Below are 23,159 nucleotides of genomic sequence, written 5' to 3' on the forward strand. Positions count from 1 at the left end.
CGTCAGACCCCTTCCTTCTCGTGGGGTCCGGCGCAGAGTGCCCAGATGATGAAGACGTCGAGGGCGATGAGCACGATGGACCACAACGGATAGTGCGGCAGCCACATGAAGTTGGCGAGCGCACCGAGTCCGGCGAGGACGATGCCCACGACACGCGCCCAGGTGGCCCCGGTGAACAGGGCGCAGCCGGCGAGCACGATGACGATGCCGAGAACGAGGTGGATCCAGCCCCAGCCCGTCAGGTTGAACTGGAACACGTAGTTGCGGGTGGCGACGAACACGTCGTCCTTGGCGATGGCGGCGATCCCCTGGAAGATCGACATGGCGCCGCCGAAGATCATCAGGATGGCGGCGAAGACGGTCCAGCCCGTCTGGAGCGGGTGGGACTTCGTGGCGGTGTCGCGGACCGCCCCCGAATCGTTGCTGGTACTGGCCATATCGGCCTCCTCGGGTCACGGAACCCCCCGGCAGGACCGAAGCGCCCGGCCGGGCGTACCCCCGTTCAAGGGTGGCACGACGGAACCCGACCGGCAGAACGAGGAATGTGCGTCCGGGCACCCTCACTCCGCGTTCTCTCCATCTGGAGATAGCATCTCTGATGTGAGAGACGCAGACAGAGGTGAGGCCGGGTCCGTCGAGGCAGGGCTCGCGACGCGGCTCGGTGAACTCCGCATCGAGCGCGGCTGGTCGCTTGACGAGCTGGCCAGGCGCAGCGGGCTGAGCCGCTCAACGCTCTCCCGGTTCGAACGAGGCGAGCTGAGTCCGACCGCCGCCCAGCTCGGCCGGCTGTGCACCGTCCACGAGCGAACCATGTCCCGGCTGCTGCTGGAGGTGGAGACCCAGCCACCGCAGCTGGTGCCCGCCGGACGTCAGACGGTCTGGCGGGACGAGGAGTCGGGATTCGTGCGCAGGTCCGTCTCGCCTCCGCATGCCGGTCTGCGCGCGGAGGTCATCGAGGGCATCCTCGACGCGGGTGCCGTGATCGCGTACGAGAATCCGCCCGTGCCCGGCCTGGAGCAGCACGTCTGGGTCCTGGAGGGGACGGTCGAGATCACCGTCGACGCCACCGTGCACACCGTCGGCCCGGGCGACTGCCTGCGGTTCCTGCTGCGCGGCCCTTCGCGCTTCCACTGTCCGGGCCCGGAACGGGTCCGCTACGCACTGATGATCGTCACACCGTGAAAGGACCTGCCGCATGACCGAGATCGTCCCGGTGACCGGACCCGAACTGGTCACGTACGCCGATGAGCTGGCTGCCCTCCTGGTGGAGACGGTCGACGGCGGGGCCTCCGTAGGCTTCCTGGCACCGCTCGACCGGGATGCCGCCGCATGCTGGTGGCGGGAGCGCGCCGCCTCTGTCGACGCGGGGCATCACCGGGCCTGGATCGCCCGGGACGGTGAGCGGATCGCGGGGACCATCGGCCTCGCCCGGGCACCTCTGCCCAATGCCCGCCACCGCGCCGAGGTCGCCAAGCTGATGGTCCGTCCGTCGGCGCGCGGCCGGGGACTCGGCCGGGCGTTGCTGGACGCGGTCGAGCGCTCGGCGGCCGAGGACGGCGTCACGCTGCTGATCCTGGACACCGAGAGCGGAAGTCCGGCCGAGCGGCTGTACCGCTCGGCCGGATGGACGGAGTGCGGGTCCGTTCCGGACTACGCAGGTGACCCGGCCGGTGTCCTGAAGCCGACCACCTTCTACTACAAGGCGGTCGGCCGGGGCGGTTCGGCACCCGCTCGGGCGGCGAGCCCTTCGACGTCCTCGTAGGCGACGCCGTCCCTCATGACCAGCAGGATATTCGCGGGGTCGCCGAGCGCCCGGATGTCGTCGAGCGGGTTGCCGCGCGCGATCACGGCGTCGGCGCATTTGCCGGGCTCCAGGGTGGCTTCGTTCCGATGAACCTGCGGGCGTGGGGACCTGGTGCGCGCTGGACAGGGGACGAGCCGCAGGGCGTCGGGAGCCGGCTCGCTATCGTGCATCAGGTCGTAAGAATGACCGCATAAGACACCCACGAGGAGAGACCCATGACGCTCCACGACATTCCGCTCCACACCCTCACCGGCGAGCCGACCACGCTGGGCGCCTACCGCGGCCAGGCGGTCCTGCTGGTCAACGTCGCCTCCAAGTGCGGACTGACCCCCCAGTACGCCGGACTCGAACGGCTCCAGAAGGAATACGGGGACCGGGGCTTCACCGTGCTCGGCGTGCCCTGCAACCAGTTCGGCGGCCAGGAGCCGGGGAGCTCGGAGGAGATCCAGACGTTCTGCTCGACGACATACGGGGTGAGCTTCCCGCTGCTGGCGAAGACCGATGTCAACGGCGCCGGCCGGCATCCGCTCTACGCGGAGCTCACCCAGCTCGCGGACGCGGACGGTGAGGCCGGTGACATCCAGTGGAACTTCGAGAAGTTCCTCATCTCCCCCGCGGGCGAGCCGGTCGCCCGGATCCGCCCCCGCACCGAGCCTGAGGCTCCGGAGGTCGTCGCCGCCATCGAGGCGCAGCTCCCCGCCTGAGTGATCCCGGCGCCCCGCCGGGTGGGCCGGTCGACGCCGACCCGGCGGACGGGGCCCGCTGTCAGGCGTGGCTCAGCAGGAGGGACCCCTTCGGGTAGGTGACTTCGCCGTTCACATACGTCACCTGGATGCTCACCGGCGTGCCTTCCTGAATGTCGCCGCTCTTCCAAGCGCCGCAGTAGGGCGAGTTGTGGCCCCGGGTGCTCGTGACCCGGTCCCAGGTGCCGTTGCGGCCGATGTCGAGCCTCACCTCGACGCTCCAGCCGTCCGCGGCCGCGTCACAGGCACGGATCGAGTCACCGGGGATGCCGCCGGACGGGTCGGCGTTCCACTGCCCGTATCCGCCGGATCCGACGGAGATCGACTTCGGTGCGGCAGAAGCCGTGCCCTGGACTGCGACGACGAGCCCGAGCGCGGCAGCGGCGGCTGTCACGACCCGGGCGGCGGCGGTCTTCAGCATGGATACCCCCTCCATCGACCGATCATGATCTTCACGGGGAATCTACAGGGACGGGCCAGGGGCACACCATCCCCGCCGAACCGGCGCGGCCCCCGTTCCCTGTCGGCGCGACAGGGAACGGGGGCCGGGGCCGGAGGTCTGGCGGGGCGTCAGCGGATGGGCATCCCGGACAGCGTGCGGGCGATCACCAGACGCTGGATCTCGCTCGTCCCCTCGAAGATCGTGTAGATCGCCGCGTCCCGGTGCATCCGCTCCACGGGGTACTCACGGGTGAAGCCGTTGCCGCCGAGGATCTGTATCGCCTGAGCGGTGACCTTCTTGGCCGTCTCGCTCGCGTACAGCTTGGACATGGAGCCCTCGGCCGACTCGAACGGCTTGCCGGCGGTCGCCATCCACGAGGCGCGCCAGACCAGCAGGCGCGCCGCGTCGATCTGGGTACGCATGTCGGCGAGCTGGAAGGCGATGCCCTGGTTGTCGATGATCGGACGGCCGAACTGGGTCCGGGTCTTCGCGTAGTCCAGCGCGACCTCGTACGCGGCGCGGGCAGTGCCGACGGCCATCGCGCCGACGGCCGGGCGGGACGCCTCGAACGTGGCCATCGCGGCGTTCTTCACACGCTCGCCGCCACCGGAGGCGGCGCGCTCGCGGGCCCGGGCGAGACGCTGGTCGAGCTTCTCCTTGCCGCCGAGCAGACAGTGCCCCGGGATGCGCACGTCCTCCAGGACGACCTCGGCGGTGTGGGAGGCGCGGATGCCGTGCTTCTTGAACTTCTGGCCCTGCGAGAGGCCGGGGGTCTCCGGCGGAACGATGAAGGAGGCATGCCCCTTGGAACCGAGCTCGGCGTCGACGACCGCGACCACGACGTGGACGTTGGCGATGCCGCCGTTGGTCGCCCAGGTCTTGGTGCCGTTGAGCACCCATTCGTCCTTGGCCTGGTCGTACACCGCGCGGGTACGCATCGAGGCGACGTCGGAACCGGCGTCTGGCTCGGAGGAGCAGAAGGCGGCGACCTTCACGTCGTTCGCGTCGCCGTACATCTGGGGGATCCAGGTGCCGATCTGCTCCTCGGTGCCGTTGGCGAGGACGCCGACGGCCGCCAGGCCGGTGCCGACGATCGACAGGGCGATGCCCGCGTCGCCCCAGAACAGCTCCTCCATCGCCATCGGGATGCCGAGGCCCGTCGGGTCGAAGAACTGCTGCGCATAGAAGTCCAGGGAGTAGATTCCGACCTTGGCGGCCTCCTGGATGACGGGCCAGGGCGTCTCCTCACGCTCGTCCCACTCCGAAGCTGCCGGACGGATCACATCCGCGGCGAAGCCGTGAAGCCAGTCACGGACCTGCTTCTGGTCGTCGTTGAGCTCGAGCGTGAACTCGGCCATGTTCCCCTCCACGTACTGCCGTCAAAAACTGATCGTTACTTGCGGTAACAACAGTCTGTTACTGACAAGTAGCCTGTGTCAACCGCTCGGGCGGCGATCCACGCACCGCTGGGCAGGGTGTTACGTTGCGCAGGCAGGACGGACATGCAGGGTCAGGGGTGGGAGAAACGACATGGAGACCACACGAAAGGCCGAGCGACAGCGGACCGCGGCTGAGCGCCGCCGCCGTGAACTGCTCGAGGCCGCCGACCGCGTGGTGCTCAGGGACGGCCCCGGGGCTTCGATGAACGCCATCGCGGCGGAGGCCGGCATCACCAAGCCGATCCTCTACCGGCACTTCGGCGACAAGGGCGGCCTCTACCGCGCCCTCGCCAAGCGGCACACCGACGCACTGCTGAGTGCCCTGCGGGCCGCCCTCGACGCCCCCGCCGACCGCCGCCAACGCGTCGAGGCGACGCTCGACACCTACCTCGCGGCCATCGAGGCGCGTCCGCAGGTCTACCGCTTCCTGATGCACCCGTCCGACGACGCGGCGCCCTCGCCCGAGCAGGGCTTCGACGTGGGACGGCACTCTGCCCCACTGCTGCGCCGCCTCGGCGAGGAGCTCGCCACGGTCATCGCCGAGCGGGTGGACCTCGGCCCCGGCAGCCAGGAGATGGCCCGGATCTGGGGCCACGGCATCGTCGGCATGATGCACGCGGCGGGCGACTGGTGGCTGGGCGAACGCCCCTGCTCCCGTGACCAGCTGGTGCACAGCCTGGCCGATCTGCTCTGGGGCAGGCTGGCCGCGGCGGGCGACCGCCCCGGCGGTCCCGGGTTCTGACGCCGCCGGTCAGCCGGTGCGCCCCCAGGGCGCCCGGCGGGCCGCACGCAGCGCGCGCGCCCGGCGCAGCCCGGTCAGCCGGTCCGTGTAGACGGTGCCGTCGAGATGATCGCACTCGTGCTGGAGGCAACGGGCGAAGAAGCCCGTCCCGCCGATCCGCACCGGCTCCCCCTCCACCGTCAGCCCCTCGACCACGGCGTGATCGAAGCGCGGCGTGCCGGCCTCGATCCCCGGCAGGGAGAGGCAGCCCTCCGGACCACGCACCGAGATGCCGTCGGCCTCCACGAGCGTGGGATTCACCACGTGCCCCAGGTGGCGGACGTCCTCGTCGTCGGGACAGTCGTAGACGAACACGCGCAGCGCCACACCTACCTGGTTGGCAGCCAGCCCGACGCCCTCCGCGGCGTACATCGTGGCGAACATGTCCTCGACCAGCCGGGCGAGCGAGGGCCCGAAGTCCGTGACCGGCTCGCACGCGGCGTGGAGCACCGGGTCGCCGAGCAGGCTCATGGTCCGGACGAGGCCGGAGCTGCCGGGGATGGGACGGTTTCGCATGCCGGCCATCGTACGGTCCGCACCGGAACGCCCGGCACGGAGCCGCAGCGCCCGCGGAAACCTCGTTCCGGAGCCCTCGCACCGATGGCCGGCGAGGGCGACAAGAGGTGACACACGGTCAGGCCGTCTCGGCACCGCCCGGGCAAGGGAGGGGTCCGGAGCCGGCCTGACAAGACGAATACTCTCTGACCTGTATGTTTGCCGCATCAATGCGTGGGTGCTATTTAGCCCGCTGCACGTTCCACGGGAACTCCACGGCCCGGGCGGTGCCGCCGTGCCTCCGCCACGCCGGACATCGATAGGCTGGGCGCGGACCGATGCAAGGAGGATCTAGGACGATGGCAGGCAACACGGAGCCGTTGTCGCCGCGGGCCAAGCTGGCCGTGACGGCGGGCAAGGCCGCTGCGGCGGTGTCGCGAGCGGCCGGGCGAGGCAGCGGATCGGTGATCGGCGGCCGGGTGGCGCTCAAGCTCGACCCCGACCTGCTCGGGCGGCTGGCGCAGCACCTGGACGTGATCCTCGTGTCGGCGACGAACGGCAAGACGACCACGACCCGGCTGATCGCCGAGGCACTGCGGGCCGCGGGCCCGGTCGTGTCGAACGCGCTCGGCGCCAACATGCCCGCGGGCATCACCTCGGCCCTGGCCGGCGGCTCGGACGCGCAGTACGGCGTGATCGAGGTCGACGAGAAGTACCTCGCGGGAGTCGCCCGCGACACGACGCCCAAGGTGATCGCACTCCTCAACCTCTCCCGCGACCAGCTGGACCGCGCCGCGGAGACCCGGATGCTCGCCGAGAAGTGGCGGGAGGGACTGTCCGGCTCGAAGGCCGTGATCGTCGCCAACGCCGACGACCCGCTGATCGTCTGGGCGGCTTCCTCCTCCCCCAACGTGGTGTGGGTCGCGGCCGGACAGGCGTGGAAGGACGACGCCTGGTCCTGCCCGTCCTGCGGCGGTGTGATGCAGCGCCCCGGCGACGACTGGTTCTGCGGCGAGTGCGGCTTCCGCCGACCGCCGCCCAGCTGGGTCCTGCACGGTGACTACGTGCTCGACCCGCACGGTTCGGCGTGGCCGATCCATCTCCAGCTGCCCGGGCGCGCCAACAAGGCCAATGCCACCAGCTCGGCCGCCGTGGCCGCCGTCTTCGGGGTGCCGCCGCAGGTCGCCCTGGAGCGGATGTACCAGGTGCAGGCCGTCGCGGGCCGCTACGACGTGGTCACCTTCCTCGGCCGCGAGCTGCGGCTCCTGCTGGCGAAGAACCCGGCGGGCTGGCTGGAGACGTTCTCCCTGATCGATCCTCCGCCCACCCCGGTGATCCTGTCCGTCAACGCCCGAGGCGCGGACGGCACGGACACCTCGTGGCTGTGGGACGTGGACTACACCCAGCTCGCGGGCCACCCGATCTTCGTGCTCGGCGACCGCAAGCTGGACCTCGCGGTCCGCCTCGAAGTGGCCGGTCTCGACTTCCGGGTCTGCGAGAACCTCGACGAGGCCGTGCAGTACGCACCGCCCGGACGCATCGAGGTCATCGCCAACTACACCGCCTTCCAGGATCTGCGCCGTCGTGTCGGCAACTGACCCCGGCCCCGGCCCCCTCCGGAGAGGACGACGAAGCATGAGCAACAACAGCCTGCGGCTGGTGTGGGTCTACCCGGACCTGCTGAGCACCTACGGCGACCAGGGCAACGCCCTCGTGGTGGAGCGCCGGGCACGTCAGCGCGGTCTCGACGTGTCGCGCGTCGACGTGCGCAGCGACCAGCCGGTCCCCACGTCCGGTGACATCTATCTGATCGGCGGCGGTGAGGACAGGCCGCAGCGGCTCGCGGCGGAGCGGCTGCGCCGCGACGGCGGTCTCAGCCGGGCCGCGTCCAACGGCGCGATCATCTTCTCGGTCTGCGCCGGGTACCAGATCCTCGGCCACGAGTTCATCAACGACCTCGGTGAGCGCGAGCAGGGTCTCGGGCTGCTCGACGTGGTCTCCACCCGCGGTGAGGGTGAGCGGTGCGTCGGCGACGTGCTCGGTGACATCGACCCGCATCTCGGGCTGCCGCCGCTGACCGGTTTCGAGAACCACCAGGGCATCACCCATCTCGGGCCGACGGCACGCCCGTTCGCCCGGGTGCGGTTCGGCCGGGGCAACGGCACGGGCGACGGTACGGAGGGCGCGTACAACGACACCGTGTTCGGCACGTACATGCACGGGCCCGTGATGGCGCGCAACCCGCTGATCGCGGATCTGCTGCTGAAGCTGGCCCTCGATGTGAACGCGCTGCCGCCCACCGACGACCGCTGGTACGAGGCGCTGCGCGCCGAGCGCATCGCCGCCGCCACCCAGCCCGCCTGATGAGGCGTATTCGGCTCAGTTGAGCGGAGTCCAGCAGGCGGACGCCCGGTTCGGTCCCGCCACCCTGCGCCGGTAGGGTGGCGGGGATTCAACCGGACGACGTGGTCCGGTCGTCGGCCCACGTTGCAAAGGTTTCCCGGGCAATGCGAATTGGTGTGCTCACCTCCGGCGGCGACTGCCCCGGCCTCAATGCCGTCATCCGTTCCGTCGTCCACCGCGCTGTGGTCGACCACGGCGACGAGGTCATCGGATTCCACGACGGGTGGCGGGGCCTCCTCGAGTGCGACTACCGCAAGCTCGACCTTGACGCGGTCGGCGGCATCCTCGCCCGCGGCGGCACGATCCTCGGCTCCTCCCGGGTCCAGCCCGCGCACCTGCGCGGCGGCGTGGAGCAGGCCAGGGGCCATGTCGCGGACCTCGGCCTCGACGCGATCATCCCGATCGGCGGCGAGGGCACACTGAAGGCGGCCAACCTGCTGTCCGAGGCGGGCCTGCCGATCGTCGGCGTACCGAAGACGATCGACAACGACATCGCGTCCACCGACGTGACCTTCGGTTTCGACACCGCGGTGGGCGTGGCCACCGAAGCCCTCGACCGGCTGAAGACCACCGCCGAATCCCACCAGCGCGTCATGATCGTCGAGGTCATGGGCCGTCACACCGGCTGGATCGCCCTGCACTCCGGCATGGCGGCCGGCGCGCACGCCATCGTCGTCCCCGAACGCCCCTTCGACATCGACGAGCTGACCGAGCTGGTCGGCCGGCGCTTCTCGGCCGGCAAGAAGTTCGCGATCGTCGTGGTCGCCGAGGGCGCGAAGCCGCGCGAGGGCTCCATGGAGTTCCAGGCGGGCGTCAAGGACATCTACGGGCACGAGCGCTTCGCCGGCGTGGCGACACAGCTCTCCATCGAGCTGGAGCAGCGCCTGGGCAAGGAGGCGCGTCCGGTGATCCTCGGCCATGTGCAGCGCGGCGGCACGCCGACCGCGTACGACCGCGTCCTCGCGACCCGCTTCGGCTGGCACGCGGTGGAGGCGGCACACCGCGGCGAGTTCGGCATGATGACGGCCCTGCGCGGCACGGACATCACGATGGTTCCCCTCGCGGACGCCGTGGAGACCCTGAAGACGGTCCCGGCGGAGCGCTATGCCGAGGCCGAGTGCGTGCTCTGAGCCACACCACGACCCGAGACCGCCCCCGGCCGCAACCGCGGCCGGGGGCGGTTCTACTCTGGTCGGGACAACAGGCACGAAACGGGGACGTCCCGGCGACCCCATCGGGAGTGAACAGATGGATCACAGCGGGCACGGCATGAACATGGATCTGCCGCCGTTCACGCTGGGACGCGGGCTCCAGTTCTCCGCGGACCCGTTCTTCCTGATCGGCTGCGTCCTCGCAGTGGTCCTGTACGGGTACGCGGTGCTGCGGCTGCGCAGGCGCGGGGACGCGTGGCCGGTCAACCGGATCGTCTTCTTCGTCGTCGGGGTGCTGACCATCGCCCTGGTGATGTGCACCAAGCTGAACGATTACGGCATGGTCATGTTCAGTGTGCACATGGTGCAGCACATGGTGATCAGCATGCTGTCGCCGATCCTCCTGCTGCTGGGTGCGCCCGTGACCCTCGCGCTGCGTGCCCTGCCGGTCGCCGCGCGTGGCACCAAGGGGCCCCGCGAGCTGCTCCTGATGCTGCTGCACAGCAGGTACATGAAGATCATCACGCATCCCGTGTTCACGATCCCGCTCTTCATCGCCAGTCTCTACGCGCTGTACTTCACTCCGCTCTTCGACTTCCTGATGGGTTCGACGGCCGGGCACCTCGCGATGATGGTGCACTTCCTGGCGGTCGGGCTGGTCTTCTTCTGGCCGATCATGGGCATCGACCCGGGGCCGCACCGTCCGGGCTATCTGATGCGGATGCTGGAACTGTTCGCGGGGATGCCGTTCCACGCCTTCTTCGGCATCGCGCTGATGATGGCGAGCCAGCCGATGGTGAAGGTCTACGAGAACCCCCCGGCCTCGCTCGGCATCGACGCCCTGTCCGACCAGAACGCTGCGGGCGGCATCGCGTGGGCGTTCAGCGAGATCCCGTCGGTGCTGGTCCTGGTGGCCCTGGTGTTCCAGTGGTACCGCTCGGAACAGCGGACGGCCAAGCGCTCGGACCGTGCCGCGGACCGGGACGGCGACCAGGAGCTCCAGGCGTACAACGCCTATCTCGCCTCGTTGCAGGCGCGCGGACAGTAGCGGTGGAGGGGCCTTCGGGGTGACGATGGCATCCACGGCCGCGCGGCCGATGAGGTCCTGTCCGGGGTTCCCCGTCGTCCGCGCGGAGCGCAGACGGGGAACCCCGGACAGGACCTCTAGGAAGGTGCGCGCATGTCCGGATCCACGAAGACCATGGGAGTGCTCACCGTAGGTGCCCTGGTGGCAGTCACCGCGTACACGGTGGCGCTGGGGAGCAACGGCTGGCTCTGGTTCGGCTGGGTGGTGCTGGGACTGATCACGATGGGAATGGTCGCCACCCGCGAGACCTGAGCCGGACGGAGCAGGGACAGCCGGTCCCGTACACCCGGACGGTGCCGGCCTGCGGCTCGCCCCGAGCGCCTGTCCGGGGCCGGGCGGGCCGGCCCTTACTGTTCGGGCCACGGTGCCGCCGTCACGGCGGCCGGGCCCGAGGAGTTCGTGATGCGGAACCGCGCTGGTACGACCGCTGCCGCCACGGTGAGCCTGCTGGCCGCCGTGCTCGGCGGATGCTCGGACGACAACGGAAGCAGCGACACGGCGTCGGCCTCCGCGTCCGCCGGCACGCAGGGATCCGGCACCGTGGCGGCCGCGTCGAGCCCGCTGGGCACCATCCTGGTCGACGGCGACGGCCGGACCCTGTACCTCTGGGAGGCGGACACCTCCTCGAAGTCGACCTGCAACGGTGACTGCGCAACGGCCTGGCCGCCCGTGACCGTCACCGGGAAGCCGGTCGCCGGCGAGGGCGTGAAGGCCTCCCTGCTCGGCACCACGACGCGTGACGACGGCCGCAAGGAGATCACGTACAACGGTCACCCGCTGTATCGCTACGCGGGCGACACGGGTGCCGGTGACACCAACGGGCAGGGGTCGAACGGCTTCGGTGCGGCCTGGTACGTCCTCGACGCCACCGGGAACAAGATCACAAAGGCCCCGCTCTCCCCTTCATCCTCGAACAACGGGGGGTACTGAGCCGTGCTCGCACTGCTTCCCGCCAGGGCGCGCATCGCGGTGGTGGTCTCGGTGGCCTGCGCCACCGCCCTGGCCGGCTGCTCCGGCGGCGGTGGCGGCTCCTCGCCCTCCGCCTCCCCCACCCTGCCCACCGCCTCGCGGTCGGCAGGCGGCGCCCTGATCACGATCAAGGACTTCGCGTTCCATCCGGCCGCCCTGACCGTCGCCCCGGGTACGAAGGTCACCGTGATCAACAAGGATTCGGCAACTCACACAGTGACGGCCACGGCTGACAAGGCCTTCGACACCGGTCAGGTGAAGTCGGGGCAAACGGTCACCTTCGAGGCTCCGGCCCGACCGGGCTCATACCCGTACATCTGCACCATCCATCCGACAATGAACGGCTCACTCACGGTGCGCTGAGACGGCTTTCCGTGACGCCCGGCTGACCGGTTCTCCCGGCCGGGCGGCCGCTCGCGTACGCCTTCGCGCACGCCGTGCGGGCCACCCGGGCGCCCCATCCGCACCACCTCCCGGCGCAGCCAGTTCGTCACTCTCCGCCAAGATTGGTACACGGTTGCACTACTTGTACGACGGGTCGGCGCCCGGCACGGGCCTCTCCGTGGAGCTGTCGGCCGCCCTCCTCCGCACGACTTGTCCAGCGCATTCCGCGGACGGCACGCGGAGCGGTGCGCAGCCGTGACACCGGCCTGCCGGAAGTTGTCGCGCTGACGCATGAACCTCCCCGGCCATCACCCAACGTGCGCAAGCTCGGCGGCATCCACGGCGCCCTCCACAGCCGTGCGCACGCAATCGCGAACACGCCATGCCCGCCCCGCACGCACCTTCGTCCCCGCGTCCGGCAGAGGGTTCACACGGCGGCGGGAACAGTGCCGCGTACGAGCACCACCGGCCACTCCCAGGACCGCCAACCACACCGCGCCCAGCGTCCGTTCGACGTATGGCCGAGTTAACGCACCCGTAAGGCAGTTGTGATTTAAGTCTTGACAGGTGCCCATCACCACGCCACCTTGGGAGCGCTCCCACAATCAAGACTTGCACACTCCACTCCCCTCCCTTCTCCCCCAACACCCGGTGGCGAAAGGGGCGTTACGGGGCGCAGCCGCGCTCCCCGTAACGCTCCACGCTGTCTGGCAGAGGAAGGCGTTCGTCATGAGCTTGGTGAAGCGCTGTAGACACAGCCGCACCGGAGGGCTCCCGACCCTCCTGGTCGGAGCCCTGGCACTCGCCACCACCCTGATGGGCGGACCGGCGACCGCGGCCGAGCAGGGCACGTTGCATGAACTCGCCGCCGCCCAGGGCAAGTACTTCGGCTCCGCCACCGACAACCCCGAACTGCCCGATGCCGCCTACGCGGCCACTCTGGGCTCCGAGTTCGGGCAGATCACCCCCGGCAACTCCATGAAGTGGGACACCACCGAGCCGGTGCAGGGCCAGTTCAACTTCGCCAAGGGCGATGTGATCACCAACTTCGCGGAACAGCACGGCCAGACCGTGCGGGGCCACACCCTCGTCTGGCACAGTCAGCTGCCCGGCTGGGTCGGCTCGCTGCCGTCGGTCCAGGTGAAGGCGGCCATGACGAACCACATCACCGAGGAGGCGACGCACTACCGCGGCGCGGTCCTGGCGTGGGACGTGGTGAACGAACCGTTCAACGAGGACGGGACCTTCCGTACGAGCCCCTTCTACACCGCCATGGGCAGCGACTACATCGCCACCGCCCTGCGCGCCGCCCATGCCGCGGACCCCGACGCCAAGCTGTACATCAACGACTACAACATCGAGGGGCTCGGCGCGAAGAGCGACGCCATGTACGCCCTGGTGAGCGAGTTGCTCGACGAGGGTGTGCCGCTCGACGGGGTCGGCATGCAGGCGCATCTGGCCGTTCAGTACGGCTTCCCGTACCAGATGCAGGCGAACATGCAGCGGTTCGCCGACCTCGGTCTCGACGTGGCCGTCACCGAACTCGACGTGCGCATGCAGTTGCCCGCCGACGCGACCGAGACCGCCACGCAGTCCTCGTACTACCGGCAGGTCACCGAGGCCTGCCTGGCGGTCGAGCGCTGCGTCGGCATCACCGTCTGGGACTACACGGACAAGTACTCCTGGGTCCCGAGCACGTTCCCGGGTCAGGGTGCGGCCAATCTGTACGACGAGAACCTTCTGCCGAAGCCCGCGTACTCCGCCGTGCGCACCGCGCTCGGCGGCGACGACGAGGGCGGGGAGGGCGGCGACCCCGGCGCGCTCAAGGCGCAGTACCGCAGCAGCGACTCCTCGGCCGGCGACAACCAGATCAAGCCCGGCCTCCAACTCGTGAACACCGGCACCGCGGCGGTCAGCCTCTCGGACGTCACCGTCCGCTACTGGTTCACCTCCGACAACGGAGCTTCCACGTACGGCACTTGGTGCGACTGGTCCCCGATCGGCTGCTCCACCGTGACCCACCGGGTGGCCGCCGTGAGCACCCCGAAGTCCGGCGCCGACCACTACCTCGAAGTGGGCTTCACCGGCGGCAGTCTGGCACCGGGCGCCACCACCGGCGAGATTCAGCTGCGCCTCAGCAAGACGGACTGGTCGAACTTCGACGAGTCGGACGACTACAGCCACGGCTCCGCCGGCTCGTACGCGGACGCGCCGAAGGTCGCCGTCTACGTCGCCGGTGACCTGGTCTGGGGCATCGAGCCCTGACGGCCGGCCGCACCGGCCGTCCCCCTTCCGCACTCCCCCGCTTCTCCCCCATCCCCGCTCTCACCTCCTCCCTTCCCCCAACGACACCCGCCAATGGAGGATTTGTGTCGATATCACGTAGAACATTCAGTAGCGCCCTGGGCGGCAGCATGCTCGCCGTGGGCCTGGCGCAGGGCACCGCCGTCGCCAAGCCCGCCGCGCAGACGGCCGGCAGCACTGCCCGGGCGGCCGCGGCCGACGACCCGTACACCCAGGCCTTCCTCACCCAGTACGGCAAAATCAAGGCGTCCGCCAACGGCTACTTCAGCCCGGACGGCCTGCCGTACCACTCGGTCGAGACCCTGATGGTGGAGGCACCCGACCACGGCCACCAGACCACGTCGGAGGCGGTCAGCTTCTGGATGTGGCTGGAGGCGGCGTACGGCCGGGTGACCGGTGACTGGGCGCCCTTCAACGCGGCCTGGACGGTGGCCGAGAAGACCATCATTCCCCAGCACGCGGATCAGTCGACCGCCGACTCCTACAACCCGTCGGCGCCCGCGACCTACGCCCCGGAGCACCCGCTGCCCAGCGGCTACCCCTCCGCCCTGGACGGCAACGTCAAGGTGGGCACCGACCCGCTCGCCACCGAACTCGCCTCGTCCTACGGGACGATGGACGTGTACGGCATGCACTGGCTGATGGACCTGGACAACGTCTACGGGTACGGCAACAAGCCGGGCACCGGCGGCGAGTCCGGGCCGGGCGCCGGCGCCTCCTACATCAACACTTACCAGCGCGGTGCGCAGGAGTCGGTGTGGGAGACCGTCCCGCAGCCCACCACCGACCTCTTCAAGTACGGCGGTCCCAACGGATATCTGGACCTGTTCGTCGATGACGCGAGCTACGCCAAGCAGTGGAAGTACACCAACGCGCCGGACGCCGACGCCCGCGCGGTGCAGGCTGCCTACTGGGCGTACCGCTGGGCCTCGGACCAGGGCAAGGCGAGCGCGGTCTCGGCCTCGGTCGCGAAGGCGGCCAAGATGGGCGACTACCTCCGCTACGCCATGTTCGACAAGTACTTCAAGCGGGTCGGCGACTGCACCGACCCCGCCTCCTGCCCCGCCGCCACGGGCCGGGACTCCCAGCACTACCTGCTGTCCTGGTACTACGCCTGGGGCGGTGCGGCGGCCGGCAGTGGCGGCGGCTGGGCCTGGCGCATCGGTGACGGCGCCTCCCACCAGGGCTACCAGAACCCGCTGGCGGCCTGGGCCCTGTCCAACGTACCGGCGCTGACGCCCAAGTCGGCGACGGCCAGGGGCGACTGGTCCAAGAGCCTGACCCGGCAGCTGGAGTTCCTGACCTGGCTGCAGTCCAGCGAGGGCGCCTTCGCGGGCGGCTGCACCAACAGCTGGGAGGGGAGCTACAGCGCGCCGCCGGCCGGCACTCCCACCTTCTACGGCATGGCCTACGACTGGCAGCCGGTCTACCACGACCCGGCGAGCAACAACTGGTTCGGCTTCCAGGCCTGGGGCATGGAGCGCCTTGCCGCGTACTACCACGAGACGGGCAACGCGGCCGCCGAGGCGGTGCTGTCCAAGTGGGTCGCCTGGGCCTCGTCCGAGACGACGGTGGGCGCCGACGGCAGCTTCCGCTTCCCGTCCACGCTCAACTGGACCGGGCAGCCCGACACCTGGGACGCGGCGTCCCCCGGGGACAACGCGGGTCTGCACGTCACGGTCGTCGACTACGCCAACGACGTCGGTGTGGGCGCCGCGTACGTCAAGACGCTCACCTACTACGCCGCCAAGTCGGGTGACGAGGACGCCGCGGCGCTGGCCAAGGCGCTCCTGGACGCGATGGCGCTGAACGCCACCGACAAGGGCATCTCGGTGCCGGAGACCAGGAAGGACTACAACCGCTTCAACGACGAGGTGTACATCCCGGCCGGGTGGTCGGGCACGATGCCGAACGGCGACACCATCGAGCCGGGTTCGACCTTCATCGACATCCGCAGCTGGTACAAGGACGACCCGGACTGGCCGAAGGTGCAGGCCTACCTGGACGGCGGTGCGGCCCCCACCTTCACCTACCACCGGTTCTGGGCGCAGGCGGCGCTCGCACTGGCCTTCGCGATCTACGCGGAACTGCTGGTGGAGGGGGGCGGCGAGCCGGGCGGGGACACCGAGCCGCCGACGGCTCCGGCCGGACTGACCGTGACGGCGACGACGAGCAACAGCGTGTCGCTCTCCTGGTCGGCCGCCACCGACAACGTCGCCGTGACCGGCTACGACGTGTACCGCAACGGGGTACTGGCGGGGAACGCCACCACCCGGACGTTCACCGACCCGGGCCTCGCCGCGGCGACCGAATACAGCTACACGGTCGCGGCACGGGACGCGGGCGGCAACACCTCGGCGCTGTCGGCCGCGGTCACCGCCACCACGAAGAGCGGCGGCTCGACCGGCACAGGCGCGGTGAAGGTCCAGTACAAGAACACCGACTCGTCCGCGACCGACAACCAGATCCGGCTGGGCCTGCAGGTACTGAACACGGGCAGCGCCCCGATCGACCTGTCGACGGTGAAGGTGCGCTACTGGTTCACCTCCGACGGCGGCCCGAGCACCTTCGGCACGTACTGCGACTACGCCGCGCTCGGCTCGTCCAACATCACCCACTCGGTGGTCGCCGTCTCCAGCCCGAAGACGGGTGCCGACCGTTATCTGGAGATCGGTTTCACCGGCGGTGCCGGCACGCTGGCCGCCGGCGCGTCTACGGGCGAGCTCCAGCTGCGGATCAACAAGAGCGACTGGTCCAACTTCAACGAGAGCGACGACTACAGCCGGGCCACCAACACCACGTACGCGGACACCTCCAAGGTCGGCGCCTATGTCGCCGGCACCCTTGCCTGGGGGGTCGCGCCATGACAGGCAGGCGGCTCCCGGCACTGGCCGGGGCGGCTGCGGCACTCGTGCTCGCCGGCGCGTCGATGCTCACCGGTGCCCCGGCCGCCTCGGCGGCACCGGTCACCGACTGCACCCCGTGGGGAACCACCGAACTGCAGGGCGGGGAGTACCTCTACCAGCAGAACGAGTGGAACTCCGAGACCGAGCAGTGTGTCAGCGTCGATCCGGACACGGGTGCCTGGAGCGTCACCAAGTCCTCCTTCTCCCTGCCGACGAACGGCGCCCCGGCGACGTACCCCTCCAGCTACAAGGGCTGTCACTGGGGGGCGTGCACGACGGACAGCGGGCTGCCGCTGCGCGTCGACGAGCTGGGCAGCGTGCGTACCGACTGGTCGACCACCCAGGTCGGCTCCGGCGCGTACAACGTGTCGATGGACATCTGGTTCAACTCGGCGCCGGTCACCGACGACCAGCCGGACGGCACCGAGGTCATGATCTGGATGAACCACCGCGGCGGAGTCCAGCCGATCGGGTCCCGCACCGCGACGGTGCAGCTCGACGGCCGGACCTGGGACGTCTGGACGGGTCCCGGCGCTTCGGGCTGGAAGGTCATCTCGTACGTCCTTCAGGGCGGCGCCACCGAGCTCGCCGACTTCGATGTGAAGGGTCTGATCGACGACGGAGTCGGCCGCGGATCGATCGATCCGGCGCACTACCTGATCGACGCCGAGGCCGGGTTCGAGATCTGGCAGGGTGGTCAGGGCCTCGGGATGAACGAGTTCTCCTTCGAGGCGAGCACGGAGCCCGGCGGTGGCGGGGAGGACACCCAGGCGCCGACGGTGCCGGCGGGCGTGACCGTGACCGGCACGACCGGCAGTTCGGTCTCGCTGTCCTGGACCCCGGCGACGGACGACACCGGTGTCAGCGGATACGACGTCTACCGCGACGGGGTGAAGGCGGGCTCCACCGCATCCACCTCGTTCACCGACACCGGTCTCGCCGCCTCGTCCTCGCACAGCTACACCGTGCGGGCCAGGGACGCGGCCGGGAACACCTCCGCGGCCTCCGCGGCGGTCAGCGCGACCACCGCGGCAGGCAGCGGTGGAAGCACCGGTGCGCTCAAGGTCCAGTACAAGAACAACGACGCGTCGCCCGGCGACAACCAGATCAGGCCCGGCCTCCAGTTGGTCAACACCGGCACCACGGCGGTGGACCTGAGCAAGGTCACCCTTCGCTACTGGTTCAGCGGTGAGTCCGGCTCCGCCTCGTACGGAACCTCGTGCGACTACGCGGTGCTCGGCTGCGGCGCGGTCACCCACCGCGTGGTGTCGGCCGGTTCCGCGGGACCGGGTGCCGACCACTACCTGGAGGTCGGCTTCACCGGCGGCAGCCTGGCCCCCGGCGCCTCCACCGGAGAGATCCAGCTCCGGTTCAACAAGGCCGACTGGTCCGCCTTCAACGAGACCGACGACTACAGCAGGGGCGCCAACACGGCCTTCGCCGACGCCTCGAAGGTCGGGGTGTACGTCAACGGCGCCCTGTCCGCGGGCACCGCACCGTGACCGGCGGCTGAACGGCCGGTCACCAGCGAACTCCCGATGGCGGGCTATCCATTCACCCCGCTCTGCCCGCCATCGGGGAACCACCCACGTCCTCACCGACGCACCACCGGCTCGCCGTCCCCGTGGACGGCGGACCGGAGCGACACCCCCACAAGCCGCCTGCGGGGAGCTTCCGCAGGCGTACGAGAGGAATACGGAGCCGCAATGAGTACCAGAGGTACGATCATGCACGGGCTACGCCGGAGGCTTGCCGCAGCCTCCGCCCTGGCCATGGGCGCAGCACTGATGGTGGCGATTCCCACCCCCGCCTCCGCAGCCGCGCGGGTCGACAACCCCTATGTGGGCGCCACGCCCTACGTGAACACGGACTGGTCCGCCATGGCGAGGTCCGAACCGGGTGGCGCCGCCATCGCCGACACGCCGTCCTTCGTCTGGATGGACCGCATCGCGGCCATCGAGGGCTCGGCTTCCAAGATGAGCCTGCGCGAGCACCTGGACAACGCGCTGGACCAGGGTGCGGACCTGTTCCAGGTCGTCATCTACGACCTGCCGGGACGCGACTGCTCCGCGCTGGCGTCCAACGGTGAACTCGGTCCCACGGAGCTCGGCCGCTACAAGACCGAGTACATCGATCCGATCTCCGACATCCTCGCCGACCCCGCGTACGCGAGTCTGCGCATCGTCACCCTCATCGAGCCGGACTCGCTGCCCAACATCGTCACCAACGCGGGCGGCACCGCCGGTTCCACGGATGCCTGCGCGACGATGAAGGCGAACGGGAACTACGAGAAGGGTGTCGGCTACGCCCTGCACACCCTCGGCGCCATTCCCAACGTCTACAACTACATCGACGCCGCCCACCACGGATGGCTCGGCTGGGACACCAACATGGGTCCGGCCGCCACGGAGTTCAAGAAGGCCGCCACCTCCGAAGGCGCCACGGTCGACGACGTGGCCGGCTTCATCGTGAACACGGCCAACTACTCGGCCCTCAAGGAGCCGAACTTCAAGATCACCGATTCGGTGAACGGCACCACGGTGCGCCAGTCGAAGTGGGTCGACTGGAACTACTACACCGATGAGCTGACGTTCGCCCAGGCGCTGCGCACCCTGCTGGTGAGCCAGGGCTTCAACTCCAACATCGGCATGCTGATCGACACCGCCCGCAACGGCTGGGGCGGCTCCGCACGACCCACCTCCGCAGGCCCGCTGACCAGCGTGGACGCCTACGTCAACGGCGGCCGGGTCGACCGTCGCATCCACGCAGGCAACTGGTGCAACCAGAGCGGCGCCGGCGTCGGCGAGCGTCCCACAGCGGCCCCCGAGACCGGAATCGACGCGTACGTGTGGGCCAAGCCCCCGGGCGAGTCGGACGGCAACAGCGCGCCCGTCGACAACGACGAGGGCAAGGGCTTCGACCGGATGTGCGACCCGACGTACGAGGGCAACGGCCGTAACGGCAACAGCATGACCGGCGCGCTGCCGAACTCCCCGCTCGCAGGTCACTGGTTCTCCGCGCAGTTCCAGGAGCTCGTGAAGAACGCCTACCCGCCGATCGACGGCAGTGGCAACCCGGGCGGCGGCGACGACACCCAGGCGCCGACCGCGCCGACCGGTGTGACCGCGACGGCGAAGACCAGCGGCAGCGTCTCGCTTTCCTGGACGGCGTCCACCGACAACACCGGAGTGACCGGCTACGACGTGTTCCGCGGCGGTGTGAAGGTGGGCTCCTCCACCACGACCTCGTACACGGACTCGGGTCTGTCGGCGTCGACCGCGTACAGCTACACGGTCAAGGCGAAGGACGCGGCCGGCAACGTGTCGGCGGCCTCCGCCGCGCTGTCCGCCACCACGTCCGCGGGCGGCGGCACCGGAACGGGCGCGCTCAAGGTCCAGTACAAGAACACCGACTCCTCCGCGACCGACAACCAGATCCGGATGGGTCTGCAGCTGGTCAACACGGGCAGCACCGCAGTGGACCTGTCCACGGTGAAGCTGCGCTACTGGTTCACCCCCGAGTCGGGTGCCTCCACCTTCGGTACCTCGTGCGACTGGGCGGTCATCGGCTGCGGCACCCTGACGCACAGCGTGAAGACCGCCGGTTCGGCGGCCGGTGCCAGCCACTACCTGGAGGTCGGCTTCGGCAGCGGCACCCTGGCGGCGGGCGCGTCCACGGGTGAGATGCAGCTGCGACTGAACAAGAGCGACTGGTCCAACTTCAACGAGGCGGACGACTACAGCCGTTCGACGTCGACGAGCTTCGCCGACGCGGCGAAGATCGGCCTGTACGTCACCGGCACGCTCGCCTGGGGCACCGCGCCCTGATCCTGCGGTCCGGCCCCCGTCCCCGTCCTGACACGGTGACGGGGGCCGGACCCCGGGTCTCCCAACGGACCCGCCCCCTGCCGGAAGACCGGCAGGGGGCGGTGTCATGTGCGCGGGGCTTTCAGAGCACCGTGGGGACGGTGATGCCCGCCTCCGCGGCGGCCGCGGTCAGCTGCTGCCAGACCTTGGGGGCCACCGCGATTCCCTTCTCGCCACGGGCGGCAGCCGTGGCGGCGCTGCGCTCGCCCGGGTAGAACACCCCGTCCGCGCCGTCGGCCGGGGAAAGTTCCTCCGTCCCCCTGGTCCTCGTCACGAAGAACAACCTGGACCAGGAACCGCAGTACTGTCCCTGAGCCGCTACGGGCCCGGACAGGACGCTTCCGGCCCCGTGGCATCGGGGGAGACAGGTTTGCACCGACGCGTACGACATCAGGTCGGCCAGGTCGCAGACGGTTACAAGAATCGCCGGCCGGCCCTAGGCTGTCTCCACAGAGAAATCCGCTGACCTGGGAGAACGCCGCCCCGGAGCCGATCCGGCAGAGCTTGGAGCCGCCCGTGTTCTATTACGTGCTCAAGTACGTCGTCCTGGGGCCGCTGCTGCGGTTGTTCTTCCGTCCCGTCATCAAGGGGATGGAGAACATTCCGGCGGAGGGCGCGGCGATCATCGCCGGCAACCATCTGTCCTTCTCCGACCACTTCCTGATGCCGGCGATCATCAAGCGGCGGGTCACCTTCCTCGCGAAGGCGGAGTACTTCACCGGACCCGGCGTGAAGGGCCGGCTGACCGCCGCGTTCTTCCACGCCATCGGGCAGATCCCGGTGGACAGGTCGGGCAAGGAAGCGGGGCAGGCGGCGATCCGCGAGGGGCTCGGGGTGCTGGGAAGGGGCGAACTCCTGGGCATCTACCCGGAAGGCACCCGTTCGCACGATGGCCGGCTCTACAAGGGCAAGGTGGGGGTCGCGGTGATGGCCATCCGGGCTCAGGTGCCGGTGGTGCCGTGCGCGATGGTCGGCACGTTCGAGATCCAGCCGCCGGGGAAGGTCGTTCCCCGCATCAAGCAGGTCTCCATCCGGTTCGGCGAACCGCTGGACTTCTCCCGCTACGCCGGTCTGGAGAACGAGAAGGCGGCCATCCGGGCGGTCACCGACGAGATCATGTACGCGATCCTCGGTCTCTCCGGTCAGGAGTACGTCGACGAGTACGCGGCCAAGGTGAAGGCGGCCGAACAGGGCCACAGCGCGGGAAGGTTCCCGAAACGGCAACGCTGACGGCGGATTCGCGCTCGGTGAACCCCGCTGGTCCGAGCCTCGCGCAGACCCTAGCGTGCGGTGCATGAGCAAGGGACACGCATGGGTACTGGGAGCGACGGGTCAGATCGGGCGGGCCGCGGTGCGCTCGCTTGTCGAGGACGGGTGGGAGGTCACCGCAGCCTCGCGCGGCGGTGACCGGGACGGGAGCTGGCACGACGACGTCCGGACGGCCGCTCTGGACCGCGACGAGGACGGCGCGCTCGCGGCGGCGCTCGGCGACGGCTGTGACGTGCTGGTCGACATGGTGGCGTACGGCGAGCAGCACGCCCGTCAGCTGACGGCGCTCGCGGACCGGGTCGGCTCCGCTGTGGTGGTCTCCAGCGGTGCGGTGTACGAGGACGACCGAGGCCGCAGTCTCGATACCCAGGGCGAGCCGGACGGGGCGCCTCATTACCCGGTGCCGGTTCCGGAGTCGCAGGCCACGGTCGCGCCGGGCGGGGCCACCTATGCGACGCGGAAGATCCGGCTGGAGCGGGACCTGCTGGCGGCGGGTGACTCGCTGCCGGTCACGCTGTTGCGGGCGGGCGCGGTCCACGGCCCGTACTGCCGCTCACCGCGGGAGCTCTACTTCGTGAAGCGGGCCCTGGACGGCCGCACGCGGCGGGTCCTGGCCTATGGAGGGACCTCGCGATTCCATCCCGTCCATGCGTCCAATGTGGCGGAGCTGATCCGCCTCGCCGCTCTGAAGCCGGGCTCGCGGGTGCTCAACGCCGCCGATCCGCAGGCACCGACGGTCGCGGAGATCGGTGAGGCGGTGGATGCGGTGCTGGGCCGGAGCGCGCAGACCGTACTGATGCAGGGGGCCGCCACACCGGAGGGCGTGGGTGACACGCCCTGGAGCACCCCGCATCCCCTCGTGTACGACATGAGCGCCGCGGAGCGGGAGCTCGGGTACCGGGCCGTGACGGGCTATGCCGAGTCGCTGCCGGAGACGGTGGAGTGGATCGCCGGGCAGCTGGCGGGCCGTGACTGGACGGACGCCTATCCGGCGATGGTGCGCGCCTACGGCACCGGGCTCTTCGACTACGCGGCGGAGGACGCCTGGCTGGAGCGGTACGACCGGGAGGCGTGAGCCGGGCGCACCGACAGGGACGGGCCACCGGTGAGTTACCG

The 23,159-nt window shown here is 69.9% G+C and carries 22 protein-coding genes; 17 read left to right on the forward strand and 5 right to left on the reverse strand.

The window, feature by feature from the left end; all coding sequences use genetic code 11:
- Nucleotides 1–2: 2 nt before the first annotated feature.
- Nucleotides 3–437 (reverse strand): hypothetical protein, encoded by a 435-nt coding sequence (locus SH922_RS04790; protein ID WP_393055010.1) that lies wholly within the window; start codon nucleotides 435–437, stop codon nucleotides 3–5.
- 163 nt (nucleotides 438–600) lie between these two features.
- Here SH922_RS04790 and SH922_RS04795 point away from each other — a divergent pair, with 163 nt between their 5' ends.
- The 3 genes from SH922_RS04795 to SH922_RS04805 all read left to right on the forward strand — a co-directional run bounded on the left by SH922_RS04795 (nucleotide 601) and on the right by SH922_RS04805 (nucleotide 2,508).
- Nucleotides 601–1,182: a helix-turn-helix domain-containing protein gene (locus SH922_RS04795; protein ID WP_393055012.1), complete on the forward strand. Its 582-nt coding sequence runs from the start codon at nucleotides 601–603 to the stop codon at nucleotides 1,180–1,182.
- Nucleotides 1,183–1,195: 13 nt separating this feature from the next.
- Complete coding sequence (locus SH922_RS04800; protein ID WP_393055014.1) at nucleotides 1,196–1,762, forward strand: GNAT family N-acetyltransferase; 567 nt, start codon at nucleotides 1,196–1,198, stop codon at nucleotides 1,760–1,762.
- 257 nt (nucleotides 1,763–2,019) lie between these two features.
- Nucleotides 2,020–2,508: a glutathione peroxidase gene (locus SH922_RS04805; protein WP_393055016.1), complete on the forward strand. Its 489-nt coding sequence runs from the start codon at nucleotides 2,020–2,022 to the stop codon at nucleotides 2,506–2,508.
- Between the two features lie 61 nt (nucleotides 2,509–2,569).
- Here the strand turns inward: SH922_RS04805 and SH922_RS04810 are convergent, their stop codons facing one another.
- Nucleotides 2,570–2,968, reverse strand: coding sequence for a hypothetical protein (locus SH922_RS04810; protein ID WP_393055018.1), 399 nt, complete (start codon nucleotides 2,966–2,968; stop codon nucleotides 2,570–2,572).
- 149 nt (nucleotides 2,969–3,117) lie between these two features.
- A complete protein-coding gene (locus tag SH922_RS04815) occupies nucleotides 3,118–4,347 on the reverse strand; it encodes an acyl-CoA dehydrogenase family protein (protein ID WP_362557413.1) in 1,230 nt (409 codons plus the stop codon).
- Nucleotides 4,348–4,519: 172 nt separating this feature from the next.
- Here SH922_RS04815 and SH922_RS04820 point away from each other — a divergent pair, with 172 nt between their 5' ends.
- Nucleotides 4,520–5,170 carry a TetR family transcriptional regulator gene (locus tag SH922_RS04820; RefSeq protein ID WP_393055020.1) on the forward strand — a complete coding sequence of 217 codons (651 nt, stop codon included), beginning with the start codon at nucleotides 4,520–4,522 and terminating at the stop codon, nucleotides 5,168–5,170.
- A gap of 9 nt (nucleotides 5,171–5,179) precedes the next feature.
- Here the strand turns inward: SH922_RS04820 and def are convergent, their stop codons facing one another.
- Nucleotides 5,180–5,725: a peptide deformylase gene (def, locus tag SH922_RS04825; RefSeq protein WP_393055022.1), complete on the reverse strand. Its 546-nt coding sequence runs from the start codon at nucleotides 5,723–5,725 to the stop codon at nucleotides 5,180–5,182.
- Between the two features lie 338 nt (nucleotides 5,726–6,063).
- Between def and SH922_RS04830 the strand changes: the two genes are divergently transcribed.
- The 11 genes from SH922_RS04830 (at nucleotide 6,064) to SH922_RS04880 (ending at nucleotide 20,735) form a co-directional block, all read left to right on the forward strand.
- On the forward strand, nucleotides 6,064–7,302 hold the full coding sequence (locus tag SH922_RS04830) for a MurT ligase domain-containing protein (protein WP_351002623.1): 1,239 nt from the start codon (nucleotides 6,064–6,066) through the stop codon (nucleotides 7,300–7,302).
- Nucleotides 7,303–7,339: 37 nt separating this feature from the next.
- Nucleotides 7,340–8,068, forward strand: a complete 729-nt coding sequence (locus tag SH922_RS04835; RefSeq protein WP_393055025.1) for a type 1 glutamine amidotransferase — start codon at nucleotides 7,340–7,342, stop codon at nucleotides 8,066–8,068.
- 143 nt (nucleotides 8,069–8,211) lie between these two features.
- Nucleotides 8,212–9,237 (forward strand): 6-phosphofructokinase, encoded by a 1,026-nt coding sequence (locus SH922_RS04840; RefSeq protein ID WP_393055027.1) that lies wholly within the window; start codon nucleotides 8,212–8,214, stop codon nucleotides 9,235–9,237.
- Between the two features lie 118 nt (nucleotides 9,238–9,355).
- Entirely contained in the window at nucleotides 9,356–10,306 is a 951-nt protein-coding gene (locus SH922_RS04845; RefSeq protein WP_393055029.1) for a cytochrome c oxidase assembly protein, read from the forward strand.
- 132 nt (nucleotides 10,307–10,438) lie between these two features.
- On the forward strand, nucleotides 10,439–10,597 hold the full coding sequence (locus SH922_RS04850) for a hypothetical protein (RefSeq protein ID WP_393055031.1): 159 nt from the start codon (nucleotides 10,439–10,441) through the stop codon (nucleotides 10,595–10,597).
- Nucleotides 10,598–10,747: 150 nt separating this feature from the next.
- Nucleotides 10,748–11,275: a hypothetical protein gene (locus SH922_RS04855; RefSeq protein ID WP_393055033.1), complete on the forward strand. Its 528-nt coding sequence runs from the start codon at nucleotides 10,748–10,750 to the stop codon at nucleotides 11,273–11,275.
- Nucleotides 11,276–11,278: 3 nt separating this feature from the next.
- Nucleotides 11,279–11,677, forward strand: a complete 399-nt coding sequence (locus SH922_RS04860) for a cupredoxin domain-containing protein (protein WP_393055035.1) — start codon at nucleotides 11,279–11,281, stop codon at nucleotides 11,675–11,677.
- Between the two features lie 750 nt (nucleotides 11,678–12,427).
- Nucleotides 12,428–13,963 (forward strand): endo-1,4-beta-xylanase, encoded by a 1,536-nt coding sequence (locus SH922_RS04865; protein WP_393055037.1) that lies wholly within the window; start codon nucleotides 12,428–12,430, stop codon nucleotides 13,961–13,963.
- A gap of 149 nt (nucleotides 13,964–14,112) precedes the next feature.
- Complete coding sequence (locus tag SH922_RS04870; RefSeq protein ID WP_393063467.1) at nucleotides 14,113–16,869, forward strand: glycoside hydrolase family 48 protein; 2,757 nt, start codon at nucleotides 14,113–14,115, stop codon at nucleotides 16,867–16,869.
- A complete protein-coding gene (locus tag SH922_RS04875; RefSeq protein WP_393055039.1) occupies nucleotides 16,866–18,410 on the forward strand; it encodes a cellulose binding domain-containing protein in 1,545 nt (514 codons plus the stop codon). The genes SH922_RS04870 and SH922_RS04875 overlap by 4 nt, the downstream gene beginning before the upstream one ends.
- A gap of 204 nt (nucleotides 18,411–18,614) precedes the next feature.
- Nucleotides 18,615–20,735, forward strand: coding sequence for a glycoside hydrolase family 6 protein (locus SH922_RS04880; RefSeq protein ID WP_393055041.1), 2,121 nt, complete (start codon nucleotides 18,615–18,617; stop codon nucleotides 20,733–20,735).
- A 121-nt stretch (nucleotides 20,736–20,856) separates the two neighbouring features.
- Here the strand turns inward: SH922_RS04880 and SH922_RS04885 are convergent, their stop codons facing one another.
- Nucleotides 20,857–21,048: a hypothetical protein gene (locus tag SH922_RS04885; protein ID WP_393055043.1), complete on the reverse strand. Its 192-nt coding sequence runs from the start codon at nucleotides 21,046–21,048 to the stop codon at nucleotides 20,857–20,859.
- Between the two features lie 242 nt (nucleotides 21,049–21,290).
- Here SH922_RS04885 and SH922_RS04890 point away from each other — a divergent pair, with 242 nt between their 5' ends.
- Complete coding sequence (locus tag SH922_RS04890; RefSeq protein ID WP_393055045.1) at nucleotides 21,291–22,004, forward strand: lysophospholipid acyltransferase family protein; 714 nt, start codon at nucleotides 21,291–21,293, stop codon at nucleotides 22,002–22,004.
- Nucleotides 22,005–22,068: 64 nt separating this feature from the next.
- Entirely contained in the window at nucleotides 22,069–23,118 is a 1,050-nt protein-coding gene (locus SH922_RS04895; RefSeq protein WP_393055047.1) for an NAD-dependent epimerase/dehydratase family protein, read from the forward strand.
- Nucleotides 23,119–23,159 lie beyond the last annotated feature (41 nt).

The organism is Streptomyces sp. LN549 (genome assembly GCF_043203805.1).
GTDB lineage: Bacteria > Actinomycetota > Actinomycetes > Streptomycetales > Streptomycetaceae > Streptomyces.